16 protein-coding genes are annotated in these 15,166 nt (G+C 69.6%); 9 read left to right on the plus strand and 7 right to left on the minus strand.

Annotation, left to right across the window (positions count from 1 at the left end):
- Positions 1–151: 151 nt before the first annotated feature.
- Entirely contained in the window at positions 152–460 is a 309-nt protein-coding gene (locus tag ACQ9ZG_RS17890; protein WP_018490423.1) for a DUF8827 family protein, read from the minus strand.
- A gap of 512 nt (positions 461–972) precedes the next feature.
- Between ACQ9ZG_RS17890 and ACQ9ZG_RS17895 the strand changes: the two genes are divergently transcribed.
- The 5 genes from ACQ9ZG_RS17895 (at position 973) to ACQ9ZG_RS17915 (ending at position 6,079) form a co-directional block, all read left to right on the plus strand.
- The gene (locus ACQ9ZG_RS17895) at positions 973–1,506 is read left to right on the plus strand and encodes a hypothetical protein (protein WP_499280836.1); all 534 of its coding nucleotides are present in this window, start codon (positions 973–975) and stop codon (positions 1,504–1,506) included.
- 38 nt (positions 1,507–1,544) lie between these two features.
- Complete coding sequence (locus ACQ9ZG_RS17900; protein WP_499281615.1) at positions 1,545–3,332, plus strand: alpha/beta hydrolase; 1,788 nt, start codon at positions 1,545–1,547, stop codon at positions 3,330–3,332.
- Positions 3,333–3,409: 77 nt separating this feature from the next.
- Entirely contained in the window at positions 3,410–3,865 is a 456-nt protein-coding gene (locus ACQ9ZG_RS17905) for a hypothetical protein (protein WP_181398282.1), read from the plus strand.
- Positions 3,866–4,036: 171 nt separating this feature from the next.
- A complete protein-coding gene (locus ACQ9ZG_RS17910) occupies positions 4,037–5,053 on the plus strand; it encodes a C40 family peptidase (protein WP_018490419.1) in 1,017 nt (338 codons plus the stop codon).
- A 294-nt stretch (positions 5,054–5,347) separates the two neighbouring features.
- Positions 5,348–6,079: a phosphatase PAP2 family protein gene (locus ACQ9ZG_RS17915; RefSeq protein ID WP_028419704.1), complete on the plus strand. Its 732-nt coding sequence runs from the start codon at positions 5,348–5,350 to the stop codon at positions 6,077–6,079.
- A 338-nt stretch (positions 6,080–6,417) separates the two neighbouring features.
- Here the strand turns inward: ACQ9ZG_RS17915 and ACQ9ZG_RS17920 are convergent, their stop codons facing one another.
- Positions 6,418–6,636 carry a hypothetical protein gene (locus ACQ9ZG_RS17920; RefSeq protein ID WP_146225757.1) on the minus strand — a complete coding sequence of 73 codons (219 nt, stop codon included), beginning with the start codon at positions 6,634–6,636 and terminating at the stop codon, positions 6,418–6,420.
- A 153-nt stretch (positions 6,637–6,789) separates the two neighbouring features.
- Between ACQ9ZG_RS17920 and ACQ9ZG_RS17925 the strand changes: the two genes are divergently transcribed.
- Together ACQ9ZG_RS17925 and ACQ9ZG_RS17930 are read left to right on the plus strand one after the other, a co-directional pair.
- Positions 6,790–7,677, plus strand: a complete 888-nt coding sequence (locus ACQ9ZG_RS17925; RefSeq protein WP_499280837.1) for an SCO4651 family lipoprotein — start codon at positions 6,790–6,792, stop codon at positions 7,675–7,677.
- Between the two features lie 182 nt (positions 7,678–7,859).
- Positions 7,860–8,156 carry a hypothetical protein gene (locus ACQ9ZG_RS17930; protein WP_109914587.1) on the plus strand — a complete coding sequence of 99 codons (297 nt, stop codon included), beginning with the start codon at positions 7,860–7,862 and terminating at the stop codon, positions 8,154–8,156.
- Between the two features lie 167 nt (positions 8,157–8,323).
- Here the strand turns inward: ACQ9ZG_RS17930 and ACQ9ZG_RS17935 are convergent, their stop codons facing one another.
- The gene (locus ACQ9ZG_RS17935; protein WP_109915342.1) at positions 8,324–8,725 is read right to left on the minus strand and encodes a metal-sensitive transcriptional regulator; all 402 of its coding nucleotides are present in this window, start codon (positions 8,723–8,725) and stop codon (positions 8,324–8,326) included.
- A 252-nt stretch (positions 8,726–8,977) separates the two neighbouring features.
- On the opposite strand from ACQ9ZG_RS17935, the gene ACQ9ZG_RS17940 reads away from it, so the two are divergent.
- Complete coding sequence (locus tag ACQ9ZG_RS17940) at positions 8,978–9,598, plus strand: DUF47 domain-containing protein (RefSeq protein ID WP_026237957.1); 621 nt, start codon at positions 8,978–8,980, stop codon at positions 9,596–9,598.
- A 5-nt stretch (positions 9,599–9,603) separates the two neighbouring features.
- Positions 9,604–10,602: an inorganic phosphate transporter gene (locus ACQ9ZG_RS17945; protein ID WP_018490412.1), complete on the plus strand. Its 999-nt coding sequence runs from the start codon at positions 9,604–9,606 to the stop codon at positions 10,600–10,602.
- Between the two features lie 135 nt (positions 10,603–10,737).
- Here ACQ9ZG_RS17945 and pstB read toward each other — a convergent pair whose 3' ends face one another.
- The 4 genes from pstB to pstS form a co-directional block, all read right to left on the minus strand.
- Entirely contained in the window at positions 10,738–11,514 is a 777-nt protein-coding gene (gene pstB, locus ACQ9ZG_RS17950; RefSeq protein ID WP_028419701.1) for a phosphate ABC transporter ATP-binding protein PstB, read from the minus strand.
- Between the two features lie 40 nt (positions 11,515–11,554).
- Positions 11,555–12,643, minus strand: a complete 1,089-nt coding sequence (gene pstA / locus ACQ9ZG_RS17955) for a phosphate ABC transporter permease PstA (RefSeq protein WP_028419700.1) — start codon at positions 12,641–12,643, stop codon at positions 11,555–11,557.
- A complete protein-coding gene (gene pstC / locus ACQ9ZG_RS17960; RefSeq protein ID WP_026237956.1) occupies positions 12,640–13,641 on the minus strand; it encodes a phosphate ABC transporter permease subunit PstC in 1,002 nt (333 codons plus the stop codon). Before pstC ends, pstA begins: the two co-directional genes overlap by 4 nt.
- Positions 13,642–13,827: 186 nt before the next feature.
- Complete coding sequence (pstS, locus tag ACQ9ZG_RS17965) at positions 13,828–14,964, minus strand: phosphate ABC transporter substrate-binding protein PstS (protein ID WP_084993495.1); 1,137 nt, start codon at positions 14,962–14,964, stop codon at positions 13,828–13,830.
- Positions 14,965–15,166 lie beyond the last annotated feature (202 nt).

The raw sequence follows: 15,166 nt of genomic DNA on the forward strand, positions 1-15,166 counted from the left end.
TCCGCGCATGACGACGGTAGCTGTGCTGGTTGCCGCGTGAGCGCGGTGGAGTGACTCGACATCAGGGAGACGCAACCTCAGCCGGTGGGCACGACGGACGGATGGTGGGGAGCGGGCGGGGACGGCCCGGTGCGGTCTGGCCGACGGTCGGTCAGACAGCCATTCCGTACACGATGGTGAAGAGCGTGCCGAGCGAACCGATGATGAAGACGCCGGTCAGCCCTGCCACGATCAGGCCCTTGCCCTGCTCCGCGCTGAACGTGTCGCGCAGCGCCGTCGCCCCGATGCGCTGCTTCGCCGCGCCCCAGATCGCGATGCCGAGGCAGAGCAGGATGGCGATCGCCATCACCACCTCGATCATGATGCGTGCTTCGTTGCCCAGCGAGCCGAACGGACCCCAGTTGGGGGCGATTCCGCCGATGATGGTGGTGATGTCGCCCTTCTCTGCTGCCAGGATCATGTAAGTCACCGCCCCTGTTGGGTAGTTAGCTTCTCCGCGCCCGTGTGGCACGGGACGCCTTCTATCTTCGCTGATGAAACCGCGCTCGCACGACGCCTTCCCGGTCTCTTTACCCGGATCTCGCACGTTCGACCGACATGGCCGCCCTGACCTGCGGCGCGTCCCGGTATTCACATGCATCTGCCTGGTCACTCTGTGTATCACGCGGTGTGACCGCGAGCAACGACGGTGGCCATGGGTTCCCGGTGCGGTTGCAGCGTTCGCGGGGCACGGCGTGTTCGGATGCGCCGTTCGAGGGCTGCCGGTGCGCCGGTGAGCCGGGGCGATGCGCCGTCAGGGATGGCCGCAGCAGGGGGAAGTGGAGCGGTCGTGTCCATCGTCCGGGTGAATCCTGTCTCCGAGTCGGGCGGCGAGAAGCCCCGTGATCCCGCCTTGTCCGCGCCTGTGTCCGGCTCTTCGCCGTGTGGGTCGGCGGCATGTCGACGAGGCCGTGTTTGGGACAGTGCCGCTCCGTGATCGAGGACGGGGTGAGCGGTGTGGACGGAACGGGTGGCGTGGGCGGACTGGGGCCGGTGGGGCGGGCGGGGCAGCTGGGCGGTGAGCGGCCGTGGTGGTGGGGCGAGCCGCGTGGCGGGGAGGAGGGGGCCGGGGGCGGTCGCGGTGGTGGCGACCTTGAGCACAGCGATGGGCCGTGGTTGCGGGCTGCCGGGGGTACGGAGGGGCTGGTGGCGCACCTCGGTCCTGTCGAGGCCGAGTTGGAGCGGGCGCACGCGGGCCTGATGGCCGGGGCCGGAGAGCTGTCGGCGCTCGCCGAGCTGGGTGCCGTACGGGCGTCGTGGGAGCGGCGGATCGAGACCGCCCGCGACGAGTGCCGGAGCCTGGCCGGGAAGCTGCGGGCGGTGGCCGTCACCCAGTCCGCGGTGAACGAGGCGGTCAAGGGGGCGTTCGACGGGGTGACGGTGGCAGGGGGAGGTGCAGGGGCGGGGCCCGGGGCTGAGGCCGGGGCGGGTGTCGGACCTGGCTCCGGTCGGGGTGAGGAGCGGTGAGCGGGGTCGGTGGGGCCGGTGGTGCGGGTGGGCCGGGGGTGGCGTTGACGTGGGCGCAGTTACGTGGGGTGAAGTGCGCCGAGCTGGAGGAGGCGGCCGAGGGGTGGGGGCAGGTCAGCAACCGTGCCGATGCCGCCCGGGACCGTATCGACACCCGGATCGTGGACGGCCTGGGCCGGACGCAGAAGGGCGAGGCGGCGCGGGCGGCGGTCGGGCGGCTGCGCCGGCTGTCGAAGAACTTCCAGTACGTCTATACGGAGTGCGGGCTGCTCCGGACCACGCTGAACAGCCTGGCTCATGAGCTGAAGGCCCAGCAGCGGGTGCTCCAGGGGGCGCTCGACGATGCGGCGGCCCTGGAGTTCACGGTGCATCAGGACGGTTCCGTGACATACCCGGCGGCGGGGGAGGGCCTGGTCGACGGAAAGCCGTTGGCGGGCGGCCGGGCGGCCGGAGTGCCCAACCCGGGCCTGTCCGGCCCTTCCGGGCTCGTCGCGCCCAACCCGAACGCTGGCCCGGCCCAGGACATCGCGGACCGGGTGGCCCGGGCCGTGCGGACGGCGGCCGACGCGGACTGGCGGTACGCGAGGATCCTTCGGGCGCTGAAGGCGGAGGGCGGCCTGGGTGCGGGGACGGCGACCTGGACGGATGCGGCGGGCGACGCGGCCGCGGTGCGGGAGGCGGCGTACGGGTACCTGGAACGGGACATCCCGACGGACGCGTCCCCGGCCGAGCGCAAGGCGTGGTGGGCGGGGCTGACGGAGGGCCGGCGCGAGGAGTACCTCGCGGTCTACCCGGATCTCATCGGCAACCTGGACGGGATTCCGGCCCTGGTCCGGGACGCGGCCAACCGGGACAACCTCCAGCTGCTGATGGGGGAGCTGGCGGGGCGGGACGACGCGGACGCGGTGACGAAGCTGGCCGCGCTGCGGGAGATCGACCGGCAGTTGCGGGCGGTGCCGAAGCCGGGGGAGCCGCCGATGTATCTGCTCGGCATCGGGGGCGAGGGGAACGGGCGGGCGATCGTTTCGTACGGGAATCCTGATACGTCGAGGAATGTGGCCGCTTATGTTCCCGGGCTGAATACGTCGTTGGACGAGGAGTTCGCCAGGGGGGATCTGAAGCGGGCGCGCGATACGGCCGCGGCCGCCAGGGAGATCGACCACTCAAGCGCCGCAATGGTCTGGCTGGGGTACGACGCGCCTCAGAGCCCGGACGGCCTGAGCAGCCTGGCTGTTGCCGGCACCGGCCGAGCGGAGACCGGAGGCCACGCATTCCGGGGTTTTATGGCTGGGCTGGCGGTCTCGAACGATCACGACGATCCGCACATGACGGCTATCGGGCACTCGTACGGTTCGCGGACGGTCGGAGCGGCGACGCAGCAGGTAGGGGGCATTCCCGGGGTTGATGACATCGTCCTCGTCGGTAGCCCTGGCGTTGGCGTGGACCGTGCGGAGGATCTCGGCGTGGGGAAAGAGCACGTATTCGTCGGGGCTGCGGACAATGACGTGGTGACCCGCCTGCCGTCCAAGGAGCAGGGGCTGCTCGCAGCCGCGGGGCGCGCGCTCGGCCCCGCGGGAGCGCTGATGGTGGATGTCGCCCACCCCGGCGACGACCACCTCTGGTTCGGTAGGGACCCGGCGAGCGAGGGCTTCGGCGCGCGGCGCTTCGCAGTGGATCCGGGGCCTCCGCTCATCGGCCCCGGACGCCTTTCGCTTGACGCGCATTCGCAGTACTTCGACCCGAAGGTGGACTCCGCTTCGGCTGACAGCATTGCCATGGTTGTGGCGGGGCGCGGCCATCAGGTCAAGCAGGAGAACGCACTTTGATCAATTTCCGACCCGCTTTGATTGCCGGAATTCTTGCTGCGGGGGCGTTCGGCTGTGTGACGGATGGAGATCCGAAAGTGGATATGCAGGCTGCCGCGGAGCGCTCTGACGCGATCCTGGACGCCGTGCTGCGTGAGATCCGGCCTGAGCTGCGGTGGACGCATGGCCCTACAACGGTGGGCAGTTGCGACGTGTCGCGCAGGCGCGTCGTGATGACGGAAATTTCTGCGGAGCGGAGGGGAAGCCTCTTGGGGGTTGTCGACCGGTTCTGGCGCGAGAGCGGATACCGCATGACTGTCGTGAACAACGACGCGGAGTTTCCTGCGATCTATGCCCGGACCAGCGACGGATTCGGCGTCAGGCTGCGTATCGGTGGCGAAGGGCAAGCCTTCTTCCAGGTGGACACACCCTGCGTCCGTGAGTCCGAGGTGGCCGACTCGACCAGCAGGGCGACCGCGCCCCTCTACGAAGGCGTGGAGCTCATCCCCCGGCCCAACATCCACTCCGACTTCTGGTCCGCGAATGGAGGCTGATCGTTCGTCACAGGCCGGGTCGGCTCGGGCCCGGCCTCGGCGGGGAGGGAGGGGCTGGTGAGCCGGTGACGCCCCTGTGTGCTCCGGGTGCGCCGGTGGTGTGCCGCGGATGACTCGTACACACCGTCGAAAACACCCGTGAACGGTTCCCCGATGGGGGATGGTTGAGGGGTGCGGAAATTCTGGGTCTTCGGTGGCATCGGCGTGGGCGCGGTGGCGTGCTTCATGGCGCTGCTCCTCGTCGGTACGTACTCGGCCGCCGCCGGACTCGCCGGGGTGGGGGGCGGTGGGGCCGTCGCGCTCGCCAAGGGGGCTGTGCCAGCCCGGTACCAGTCGCTCGTGCAGAAGTGGGGCAACCTCTGCCCCGCCATCAACCCGGCCCTGCTGGCCGCGCAGCTGTACCAGGAGAGCGGCTGGAACCCGAGGGCGCAGAGTCATGCCGCCGCGCAGGGGATCGCCCAGTTCATCCCGGGGACCTGGGCCACGCACGGGATCGACGGGAACGGGGACGGCAAGCGGGACGTGTGGGATCCGGCCGACGCGATCCCCTCGGCCGCCTCGTACGACTGTGAGCTGGCCGGGTACGTCAAGAAGGTCCCGGGTGATCCGACCAACAACATGCTGGCCGCCTACAACGCCGGCGCCTACGCGGTCATCAAGTACGGCGGTGTGCCGCCGTACAAGGAGACGCAGAACTACGTCAAGATCATCCGCTCGCTGGAGAAGAGCTTCGCCCGGCCCGTCGGCCGCGTCGCCCCCTCCCGGCAGGCGGCCGGGGCGATCTACTTCGCGCAGAAGAAGCTCGGCACCCCGTATCTCTGGGGCGGCAACGGGACGCCCGAGCAGCAGGGGCGGTTCGACTGCTCGGGGCTGACCCAGGCCGCGTACCGGACCGTGGGCATCGAGCTGCCGCGTGTCGCCAACGACCAGTACAACGCCGGACCCCACCCCTCGCGGGACGAGCTGCTCCCGGGGGATCTGGTGTTCTTCTCGGACGACCTCACCAACTCGCGCGCCATCCGGCACGTCGGGATCTACGTCGGGGGCGGCTATATGATCAATGCCCCCTTCACGGGAGCGGTCATCCGGTTCGACAAGATCGATACGCCTGACTACTTCGGTGCGACGCGGGTCACCAAGGACGGTGCCGCCGCTCTGCCGACCGATCTTCCCGGGGATGCTCCGTGAATGTCCGCCGGAAGAACTGACGGGTAGTCGGCCCTGGCCGGAACTCTCCGTGAAGCCTGGGCCCTGAGCTGCGACGACCAGTCACTCTTCGATAACGTCATGGTGATCATTCGGTGGAGAGTGGAACGCGGGCGGGGGCCGGGCCGTTCCCTGGACAGGGACAGCGGACAGCATGCGCACCGACCATGCGTGCGCGAGAACGGGACCACACCGAATCACGGGGGTTCGACCACGGTGGCGCGCACGGACGCGCGTCGCCACAGAAGAAGCAGACAAGGCAAGGGGCCGCAGCAGATGGCTGGACTCGAACTCGAAGGGTCGAACCCGGACGTCAGTCTGCTCTACGACATCAACGGGCTGGCGAAGGCCGCTCCCCCCTGGTTCGACCGGGTCATGGAGTTCGTCGGTGAGTACGGGACCATGTTCGGCCTCGTCCTGGTGGGCCTCTGGTGCTGGTGGAGCATGCGCAAGCGCGGGAGCGTCGACGACTCGGTGACGACCGTCGCCGCGCTCGTCTGGGCGCCGCTCGCCGCCGCGCTGTCCGTGGTGATCAACATCCCGATCCGTGGCTTCGTCGAACGGCCACGTCCGTTCAACGACCATGAGGGCCTGGAAGTCCTGATCCACGGCAAGACGGACTACTCCTTCGTCAGCGACCACTCCACCCTCGCCATGGGCCTCGCCGTCGGCATCTTCGTCGCCAACCGGAAGTTCGGCTTCGTCGCGCTCGGCCTCGCGCTCTTCGCGGGTGTCAGCCGGATCTACATGGGTGTCCACTACCCGACCGACGTCATCGGCGGTTTCGCCCTCGGCACGGCCGTCGCCCTGCTGCTCGCGCCCCTCGCCATGGCCATGCTCACCCCGCTCATGGCCGCGATCTCCCGCTCCGACCGGGTCGGCTGGATCGTGCGGTCGAAGAAGGCGGACGCCGCGTACGCCGAGGAGCGCGGCGACGCCCTGGGCATCCCCGAGCCGCGGCCCGGCACCGGGCGGGGCAATCCGGGGGAGAAGGATCTCGCCGCCTGACCCCCGGGCCTCTCCTCGTCCGATGCCCCGTGCCTCTTCGGAGGCCCTGCCCGGTTCCGGAGTGTCGGAGCCGGGTTCCGGAGTCCCGGAGCCCGGCCTCAGAAGCCCGGAGCCCGGAGCCCGATTCCCGGAGCCCGGCCTCAGAAGCCCGGAGCTCGATCCCCGGAGCCCGGAGCGCGATCCCGGGAGCCCGATCCCCGGAGCCCGGTCCCGGCCTCGGAATCCCGGAGCCCGGTCCCGGAATCCTGAATTCCTGAACGTGGTCCCCCAGGTGCTCAGCGCCTGGGGGACCACGTTGTTCCGGCCATGTCCTGGGTGCCGGGAAACGAAGGCCCGGCTCAGGGCTGCCGCGGTGCCGTGAGGTGTTCGGTGGCGTCCGTGCGGGCCCGGTCCCGGGATCTGCGCGCCGGGCCCGACCAGCCGCAGGTGCAGCGCGCCAGGCAGAACGAGCCGCGTTCGATCGTCGTGGTCAGGTGCTCCGCCGCGGTCGGCGGCGGGGGGCACGAAGGGGGGTGCGGGGCCGTGGCGCGGGCTGGGGCGGGGGGTTCCTCGTGCACGCGTCCACGGTACTGGGGGCCGCCTCCGAGCGCGGGCCGGAGGCACGGGCGTACGGCGTACGCGCCGGGGCGGCGTGACGGGGGGCGCCGGTGGTCGTTATGCGGAGCGGGCGAGGGCTCGGCCGAGCGGCAGTCGTTGGGGGTTGGCAGGCGATGGTGGTGCAGCAGTACAGGGACGGAGGCGGGGCCCGTGCTGCCCGCGTCCTCGCCGTGGCCGGGGTGATCGCGGTCACCGCCGGTTGCGTCGGCGCCGACGGTGGGAGCGGTGGGAGCGGCGGGGGCGGTGGAAGCCACGGATCCGGGCAGCGCGCCGTGGCCGCCGAGCGCCCGCTCGACACGCTCGACCGGGCCGCCGACGTCCTCGCGGAGGCGGGCGGCGCGGAAGCCCGTACGTCGATGGAGACGGCGGCCGGCGGCACCCGGGTGACGATCCGGGGGCAGGGCGTCTACGACTTCCGTACGCAGACGGGGCGGCTCAAGGTCGTGCTGCCCACCGACGCGGCCGGTGCCGACGACCACCGGCCGATCACCGAGCTGCTGGCGCCGGGCGCTCTCTACATGAAGAACCGCGGCGCCGGGGTCCCCGACGACAAGTGGGTCAGGATCGACACGACCGCCCTCAAGGACGGCAACCTCCTCACCGGCGGCGTCACGGACCCCATGGCCGCCGCCGAGCTGCTGAGGGACGCCGGTGACGTGACATACGTGGGGAAGTCGGAGCTGGCGGGCGTGACGGTGCATCACTACCGGGGCGTCGCCGACCTCGGCCGGGCCGCGCGGGCCGCGTCACCGCAGTCGCGCGGTGCCCTGAGTGCGGCGGCGAAAGGGTTCAGCAGGGACGCCGTCCCGTTCGACGCGTACCTCGACGACGCGGGGCGGCTGCGGAAGGTCCGCCACCGCTTCACCTTCGCCACCGAGGGCCAGGAGGCGGCGGAGGTCACGGTCGTCTCGACGCTGCTGCTGTACGGGTTCGGGGCGCCGGTCGCCGTGAAGCTGCCGGACGAGGACGACATCTACACGGGAGAGATCCGGCAGGGGTGAACGGCCGCCCGCCGGCCCGTCCCGAGGGGAGGGCGGGACGGAAGGGGCCGGTTGGGAGGGGGCTAAATGGTCCGTCCGTGCCATGCGCGGCACGTACCGGGCTCCCTAGGCTAGGAAGCCGGTGCGCCAGAAAGGGTCGGCGATCGGCGCAGGGTCGGCGACGGCAGAGAGAGGTGACGCAGGTGGTGACGCTCAGCGCTCCGAACGCTCAGGACTACGTGGCCCTCGCCGAGATCGAGCTGTGCGGCGAGCTGATGATCGCGGCCTCGGCGGCGCGTGAGGAGCGCCTCAGTCCTGACCGGATCGACGAGGTGCTCAACGTCAGGGACGAGCTGCACGGCGGAGACGAGCTGTACGGCGCGGAGGAGCTGTACGCCGGGGGCGAGTTCCCCGTGCGGGGCGAGCTGTTCGACGGTGGGGTCGGTGGTGGCGCGGATGCGTGTACGACCGTTCCCCGGCAGGGCGCCCGCCGACGCTGACGCCGCCCGGTCGCCTCCGCGACCACCCGGTCGCCGTGATCCTCCCGCATCAGATGTCCCGGTCGCGCGCGACGGCGCGGCCGGCGGCGGCCCGGCGCCCGCGCTCATGCCCGTACCGACGCGCGTAGCGACGTCCGTACCGGCCCCGGCCTCGCCCCGACCAAGCGTCACGTACGCAGCAGGCGGGCGATGGCCTTCGTGGCTTCCTCGACCTTCGCGTCGATCTCCGCGCCGCCCTTGACCGCCGCGTCCGCGACGCAGTGGCGCAGATGCTCCTCCAGCAGTTGGAGGGCGAAGGACTGCAGGGCCTTGGTGGAGGCCGAGACCTGGGTGAGTATGTCGATGCAGTAGACGTCCTCGTCGACCATGCGCTGGAGGCCGCGGATCTGGCCCTCGATCCGGCGCAGCCGTTTGAGGTGCTCGTCCTTCTGGTGGTGGTAGCCGTGGATGCCGAGGTCGTGGTCGGTCACGGTCTCCCCGGTCTCCGCCTGCCCCGGCTCCGGTGCCGTCTCCCGCCCCGGTGCCGCGTCCGGTGCCGCTCCCGCGCCCGTGGTCTCGATGGTGGTCATCTGCGTCCTCCTGATGTGGCCTGATGTGCCCGGTGGTGCTGGTCCGCCGGGCGTTCACGCTGCGGGTTCCGCGCACCTGACTCCCGATATACCCCTGCCGGGTATATCGTAACGAATCCGACAGAAACGTGACCGGGGGCCCGTGCTGATCCCCGTTCCCGATGGGCGACACTGAAGAACGCCGGTTAGCCGTGGCCGGATGATGCGCCTAGCATCAGCCTGACCGAATCCAAAGCATCCCGAGGACCCCACGTGCGCTTTCGTCTGACCCCCAGGGAGACGAGCTTCTACGACATGTTCTCCGCATCCGCGGACAACATTGTCACGGGCTCGAAACTCCTGATGGAACTACTCGGGGCGGATTCTGCCTCCCGAGTCGAGATCGCGGAGCGCATGCGGGCAGCGGAGCACGCGGGGGACGATGCCACCCACGCGATCTTCCACCAGCTGAACTCCTCCTTCATCACGCCGTTCGACCGCGAGGACATCTACAACCTGGCGTCCTCCCTCGACGACATCATGGACTTCATGGAGGAGGCCGTCGACCTCGTCGTCCTCTACCAGGTCCAGGAGCTCCCCAAGGGCGTCGAGCAGCAGATCGAGGTGCTGGCCCGGGCGGCAGAGCTGACCGCCGAGGCCATGCCGGGGCTGCGGACCATGGACAACCTCACCGAGTACTGGATCGAGGTCAACCGCCTGGAGAACCAGGCCGACCAGATCCACCGCAAGCTGCTGGCCCACCTCTTCAACGGTAAGTACGACGCCATCGAGGTCCTGAAGCTCAAGCAGATCGTGGATGTGCTGGAAGAGGCGGCCGACGCGTTCGAGCACGTCGCCAACACCGTGGAGACCATCGCGGTCAAGGAGTCCTGAACCTCGTGGACACCTTTGCGCTGGTCGTGACCATCGGGGTCGCGCTCGGCTTCACATATACGAACGGCTTCCACGACTCCGCGAACGCCATCGCCACCTCGGTCTCCACCCGGGCGCTGACCCCGCGTGCGGCTCTGGCGATGGCCGCGGTGATGAACCTCGCCGGCGCCTTCCTGGGCCAGGGGGTCGCCAAGACCGTCAGCGAGGGCCTGATCGCCACGCCCGTCGGGCAGAAGGGGATGGGCATCCTCTTCGCGGCGCTGGTCGGCGCGATCATCTGGAACCTCATCACCTGGTACTACGGCCTCCCCTCCTCGTCCTCGCACGCGCTCTTCGGCGGGATGGTCGGGGCGGCGCTGGCCGGCGGGACGGACGTCATCTGGTCCGGGGTGCTGGAGAAGATCGTCATCCCGATGTTCCTCTCCCCGATCATCGGTCTGGTCGTCGGCTATCTGGTGATGGTCGGCATCATGTGGATGTTCCGGAAGGCCAACCCGCACAAGGCCAAGCGCGGCTTCCGCATCGCCCAGACGGTCTCGGCGGCGGGCATGGCGCTCGGCCACGGCCTCCAGGACGCGCAGAAGACGATGGGCATCGTGGTGATGGCCCTGGTCATCGCCGACATCGAGGGCCCCAACGACGAGATCCCGGTCTGGGTCAAGATCGCCTGTGCGGTGATGCTCTCGCTGGGTACGTACGCGGGCGGCTGGCGCATCATGCGCACGCTCGGCCGGAAGATCATCGAGCTGGACCCGCCGCAGGGCTTCGCGGCCGAGACGACCGGCGCGTCGATCATGTTCGGTTCGGCGTTCCTCTTCCACGCCCCGATCTCCACGACGCACGTCATCACCTCCGCGATCATGGGCGTCGGCGCCACCAAGCGCGTGAACGCCGTGCGCTGGGGCGTCGCGAAGAACATCATCCTCGGCTGGTTCATCACCATGCCGGCCGCCGCCCTCGTCGCGGCGCTGAGCTACGGCGCGGTGCTGCTGCTCTTCGGCTGAGGCCGGCCCGCAGAAGCGCGTACGTACATGGGTCCGCCCCCGCTCTCCGTACCAGGGAGAGCGGGGGCGGACCCTTTCGCCTTGTGGTGGCACCGCCATGCAGCACCGCAAGGCCGTATCAGGGGGAGGTACGGCTCAGCCGAAGCGGCCCGAGATGTAGTCCTCCGTGGCCTGGACCGACGGGTTGGAGAAGATCCGCTCCGTTTCGTCGATCTCGATGAGCCGGCCGGGCTTGCCGACCGCCGCGAGGTTGAAGAACGCGGTGCGGTCCGAGACCCGGGCCGCCTGCTGCATGTTGTGCGTCACGATGACGATCGTGAAGCGCTCCTTCAGCTCACCGATCAGGTCCTCGATGGCGAGGGTCGAGATCGGGTCGAGCGCCGAGCACGGCTCGTCCATCAGCAGGACCTGCGGCTCGACCGCGATGGCGCGGGCGATGCACAGACGCTGCTGCTGGCCGCCGGAGAGGCCGGAGCCGGGCTTGTTCAGCCGGTCCTTGACCTCGTTCCAGAGGTTCGCGCCGCGCAGGGACTTCTCGACGATCTCGTTCAGCTCGCTCTTGCGGTAGCTGCCGTTGAGCCGCAGGCCCGCCGCCACGTTGTCGAAGATCGACATGGTGGGGAAGGGGTTGGGGCGCTGGAAGACCATGCCGACCGTGCGGCGCACGGCGACCGGGTCGACGTTGGAGCCGTAGAGGTTCTCGTCGTCCAGCAGCACCTTGCCCTCGACGCGGCCACCGGGGGTGACCTCGTGCATCCGGTTCAGGGTGCGTAGGAAGGTGGACTTGCCGCAGCCGGAGGGGCCGATGAAGGCCGTCACGGAGCGGGGCTCCACGGTCATCGAGATGTCCTCGATGGCCTTGTGGCTGCCGTAGTAGGCGGTGAGGCCGCTGATGTCGATGCGCTTGGCCATGGAAATCACTGCTTCTTTCGGGAGGTCGCTGATGGCCGCGTCAGCGACCGGTCTTCGGGGCCTTCCAGCGGGCGATTCCGCGGGCCACGAGGTTGAGGATCATGACGAAGGCGATCAGTACCAGGGCTGCCGCCCAGGCGCGGTCGTACGAGGCGGCCTCGCCGATCTTGTACTGCTCGTAGATGTAGAACGGCAGCGAGGACTGGGCGCCCGAGAAGGGGTTCGCGTTGATCAGCTGGCTGCCGAAGACCAGCAGGATGATCGGGGCGGTCTCACCGGCGATACGGGCGATGGCCAGCATGACACCGGTCGTGATGCCGCCGATCGCGGTCGGCAGGACCACCTTCAGGATGGTGCGCCACTTCGGGATGCCCAGGGCGAGCGAGGCCTCGCGCAGCTCGTTGGGGACGAGCTTGAGCATCTCCTCGGTGGAGCGGACCACGACCGGCATCATCAGGATCGTCAGGGCGAGCGCGCCCATCAGGCCGGACGGCTGGATCTCGAAGATCAGCATGATCGACAGGATGAAGAGACCGGCCACGATGGACGGGATGCCCGTCATCACGTCGACGAAGAAGGTGACGGCCTTGGCGAGCGAGCCCTTGCCGTACTCGACCAGGTAGACGGCGGTCAGCAGGCCGAGCGGGGCGGAGATCACCGTGGCGATGCCCACCTGCTCCAGGGTGCCGATCAGCGCGTGGTAGACGCCGCCGCTGGCCTCCGAGCCGAGCACACCGGCCATGGAGTGGGTCAGGAAATAGCCGTCCAGGCGCTCGGCGCCACGGGAGACCGTCGTCCAGAGCAGGGAGACCAGCGGGATGACCGCGATCAGGAAGCAGACCCAGACGATGCTGGTGGCCAGGCGGTCCTTGGCCTGGCGCCTGTTCTCCACCACGGAGGTGACGGCGTACGAGATGGCCAGGAAGAACAGTGCGGCGATCATGCCCCACTGCACCTTGCTGTGCCAGCCGGCGGCGAGGCCGAGGCCGACGGCGAGGACGATCGCGACGGCGGCGAAGCCGACGGGGGCCAGGCGGGGCAGCGAGCGGCTGCTCAGGCCGGACTCCGGTGCGCCGGGGCCGCCGGGCGGCGTCGGGCGTTCCTGTACGGCGGTGGATGCGTGGCTCATGCGTTGGCCCCCGAGTACTCCTTGCGGCGGGCGATGATGAGCCGGGCCGCGCCGTTGACCAGCAGGGTGAGGACGAAGAGGACGAGGCCCGAGGCGATCAGGGCGTCCCGCCCGAACTCGTCGGCCTCGCCGAACTTGGCCGCGATGTTCTGCGCGAAGGTTCCGCCGCCCGGGTTGAGCACGTGCAGCGAGATGATGAAGCTCGGGGAGAGGACCGTGGCGACGGCCATCGTCTCGCCGAGCGCGCGGCCGAGGCCGAGCATCGAGGCGGAGATGATGCCGGAGCGGCCGAACGGCAGCACCGAGAGCCGGATGACCTCCCAGCGGGTGGCGCCCAGCGCGAGGGCGGCCTCCTCGTTCATCTTCGGGACCTGGAGGAAGACCTCGCGGCTGACGCTGGTCACGATCGGCAGGATCATGATCGCCAGCAGCACGCCGACGGTGAAGAGCGAGCGGGCGACGCCGACCTCGGTCTTCTCGAAGATGTACGTCCAGCCGAAGAACTGGTCGAGCCAGAGGTTCAGGCCCTCCAGGTACGGCACCAGGACGAGCGCGCCCCAGATGCCGTAGACGATGCTGGGGACGGCGGCGAGCAGGTCGATGACGTACGCGATGGGGGCGGCCAGCTTGCGCGGCGCGTAGTGCGAGATGAACAGCGCGATGCCGACAGCGATCGGAACCGCGATGACCATCGCGATGATCGAGCTGACGACCGTGCCGAAGAGCAGGACGGCGATGCCGAAGACCGGCGGGTCACCGGCCGGGTTCCAGTCGAAGGTGGTGAGGAAGTTGCCCTCGTCCTTCGAGATGGCGATGGCGGCCCGGTAGCTGAGGAACACGGCGATCGACGCCATGATCACGAGCAGCAGGATGCCGGAGCCGCGGGAGAGGCCGACGAAGATCTTGTCGCCCGTGCGGCCCGTGGACTTGGGGCGCACGGCCCGTTCCGGTGGGGCCGGCGGGGCCGGTGGTGTGTCTATCGGTGTGGTGGAAGCCATGGTCTTTCCGGTCTGTGTGGGGGAGTCCGGGGACTCCCCTGGCGGCGGTGCACCGGATGGTTGGGGCTGGTACGGGGTGGAGTCGGCGGGCCGGTCCGGAGGGGTGCGCCGGGCCGGCCTGCCGGGTGCCGCGCGGAGTCGCCTCCGCGCGGCGTGCGGTCACTCGTGGTGACCGGCGGCGGAGGGTTACGAGAGGCCGTTGACCGTCTCGCGGACCTTGGCGTTGATCTCGGCCGGGATCGGGGCGTAGCCGGCGTCCGTCAGGATCTTCTGGCCGTCCTCGGAGGCGGCGTAGGAGAGGAAGGACTTGACGGTGTCGAGCGTCTCGGGCTTGTTGCCGGTGTCACAGACGACCTCGTACGTGACCAGGACCAGCGGGTAGGCGCCGTCGGCCTTGGTGGCGTAGTCCAGCTCCAGGGCCAGGTCCTTGCCGGTGCCCTTGACCTTGGCGGCGGCGATGGCCTTGGAGGCGTTCTCCGAGGTGGCCTCGGCCGGGGCGGAGCCGCCGTTGTCGATGGCGACGGTGGAGATGTCCTGGGACTTGGCGTACGAGAGCTCGAAGTAGCCGATCGCGCCGTCGACCTGCTTCACCTGGGCGGCGATGCCGGAGGAACCGGACGCGGCCTGGCCACCGGGGGCCGGCCACTTCTTCTCGGCCTCGTACTTCCACTCGTTCGGGGCGGCGGCGGCGAGGTACTTGCCGAGGTTCTGCGTGGTGCCGGAGTCCTCGGAGCGGTGGAAGGCCTGGATGGCCTTGTCCGGCAGGTTCACGCCCTCGTTGAGCTTGGCGATCGCCGGGTCGTTCCACTTCTTGATCTTCGTGTCGAAGATCTTGGCGAGGGTCGGGGCGTCCAGCGTGAGCTTGTCGACACCCTCCAGGTGGTAACCGACGGCGATCGGGCCGCCGACCATCGGGAGGTTGATGCCCTGGCCGGTCTTGCAGGACTTCTTCGACTCGGCGACCTCTTCCGGCTTCAGCGCGGAGTCGGAGCCGGCGAAGCCCACGGTGCCCTGGTTGAAGGCGACGATGCCCTCACCGGAGGAGGACGAGTTGTAGTTGATCTCCACACCGGAGCAGGCGGCCATGTAGTTCTTGACCCAGAGGTCCATGGCGTTCTTCTGCGCGCTGGAGCCGGAGGCGCGGAGCTGGCCCTTGGCCTTGCCGCAGTCGATGCTCGACGCGGCGGTGGTCTTGTCGCCGCTGCCGGGCGTCGAACCGCCGGTGTTGTCGTCCGAACCGCACGCCGTGAGGACCAGGGCGCCGGAGACGGCGAGGGCACCGAGCGCGGTGGCACGAAGCCGGTTCTTGCGCTGAAGCTTCACTTTCGGGTGTTCCTTCCAGGAGCCGCCGTGGTCGTCTCGTTCTACGACGGCGTGCGATGAGGAGGGTTGCTACGGCCTGGCGCCGCGCACCGTGTACGTCCGAAATTAGGCAGAACAGGTGAAGCGGCCTACGGGGGAGAGTGAACGGCAGGTGAACCGTGTCGGGCAGGCGGGTGCGGGCGGCCGGGGGCCGTTGTCCCGG

This window comes from Streptomyces araujoniae (genome assembly GCF_050871195.1).
Lineage (GTDB): Bacteria > Actinomycetota > Actinomycetes > Streptomycetales > Streptomycetaceae > Streptomyces > Streptomyces bacillaris.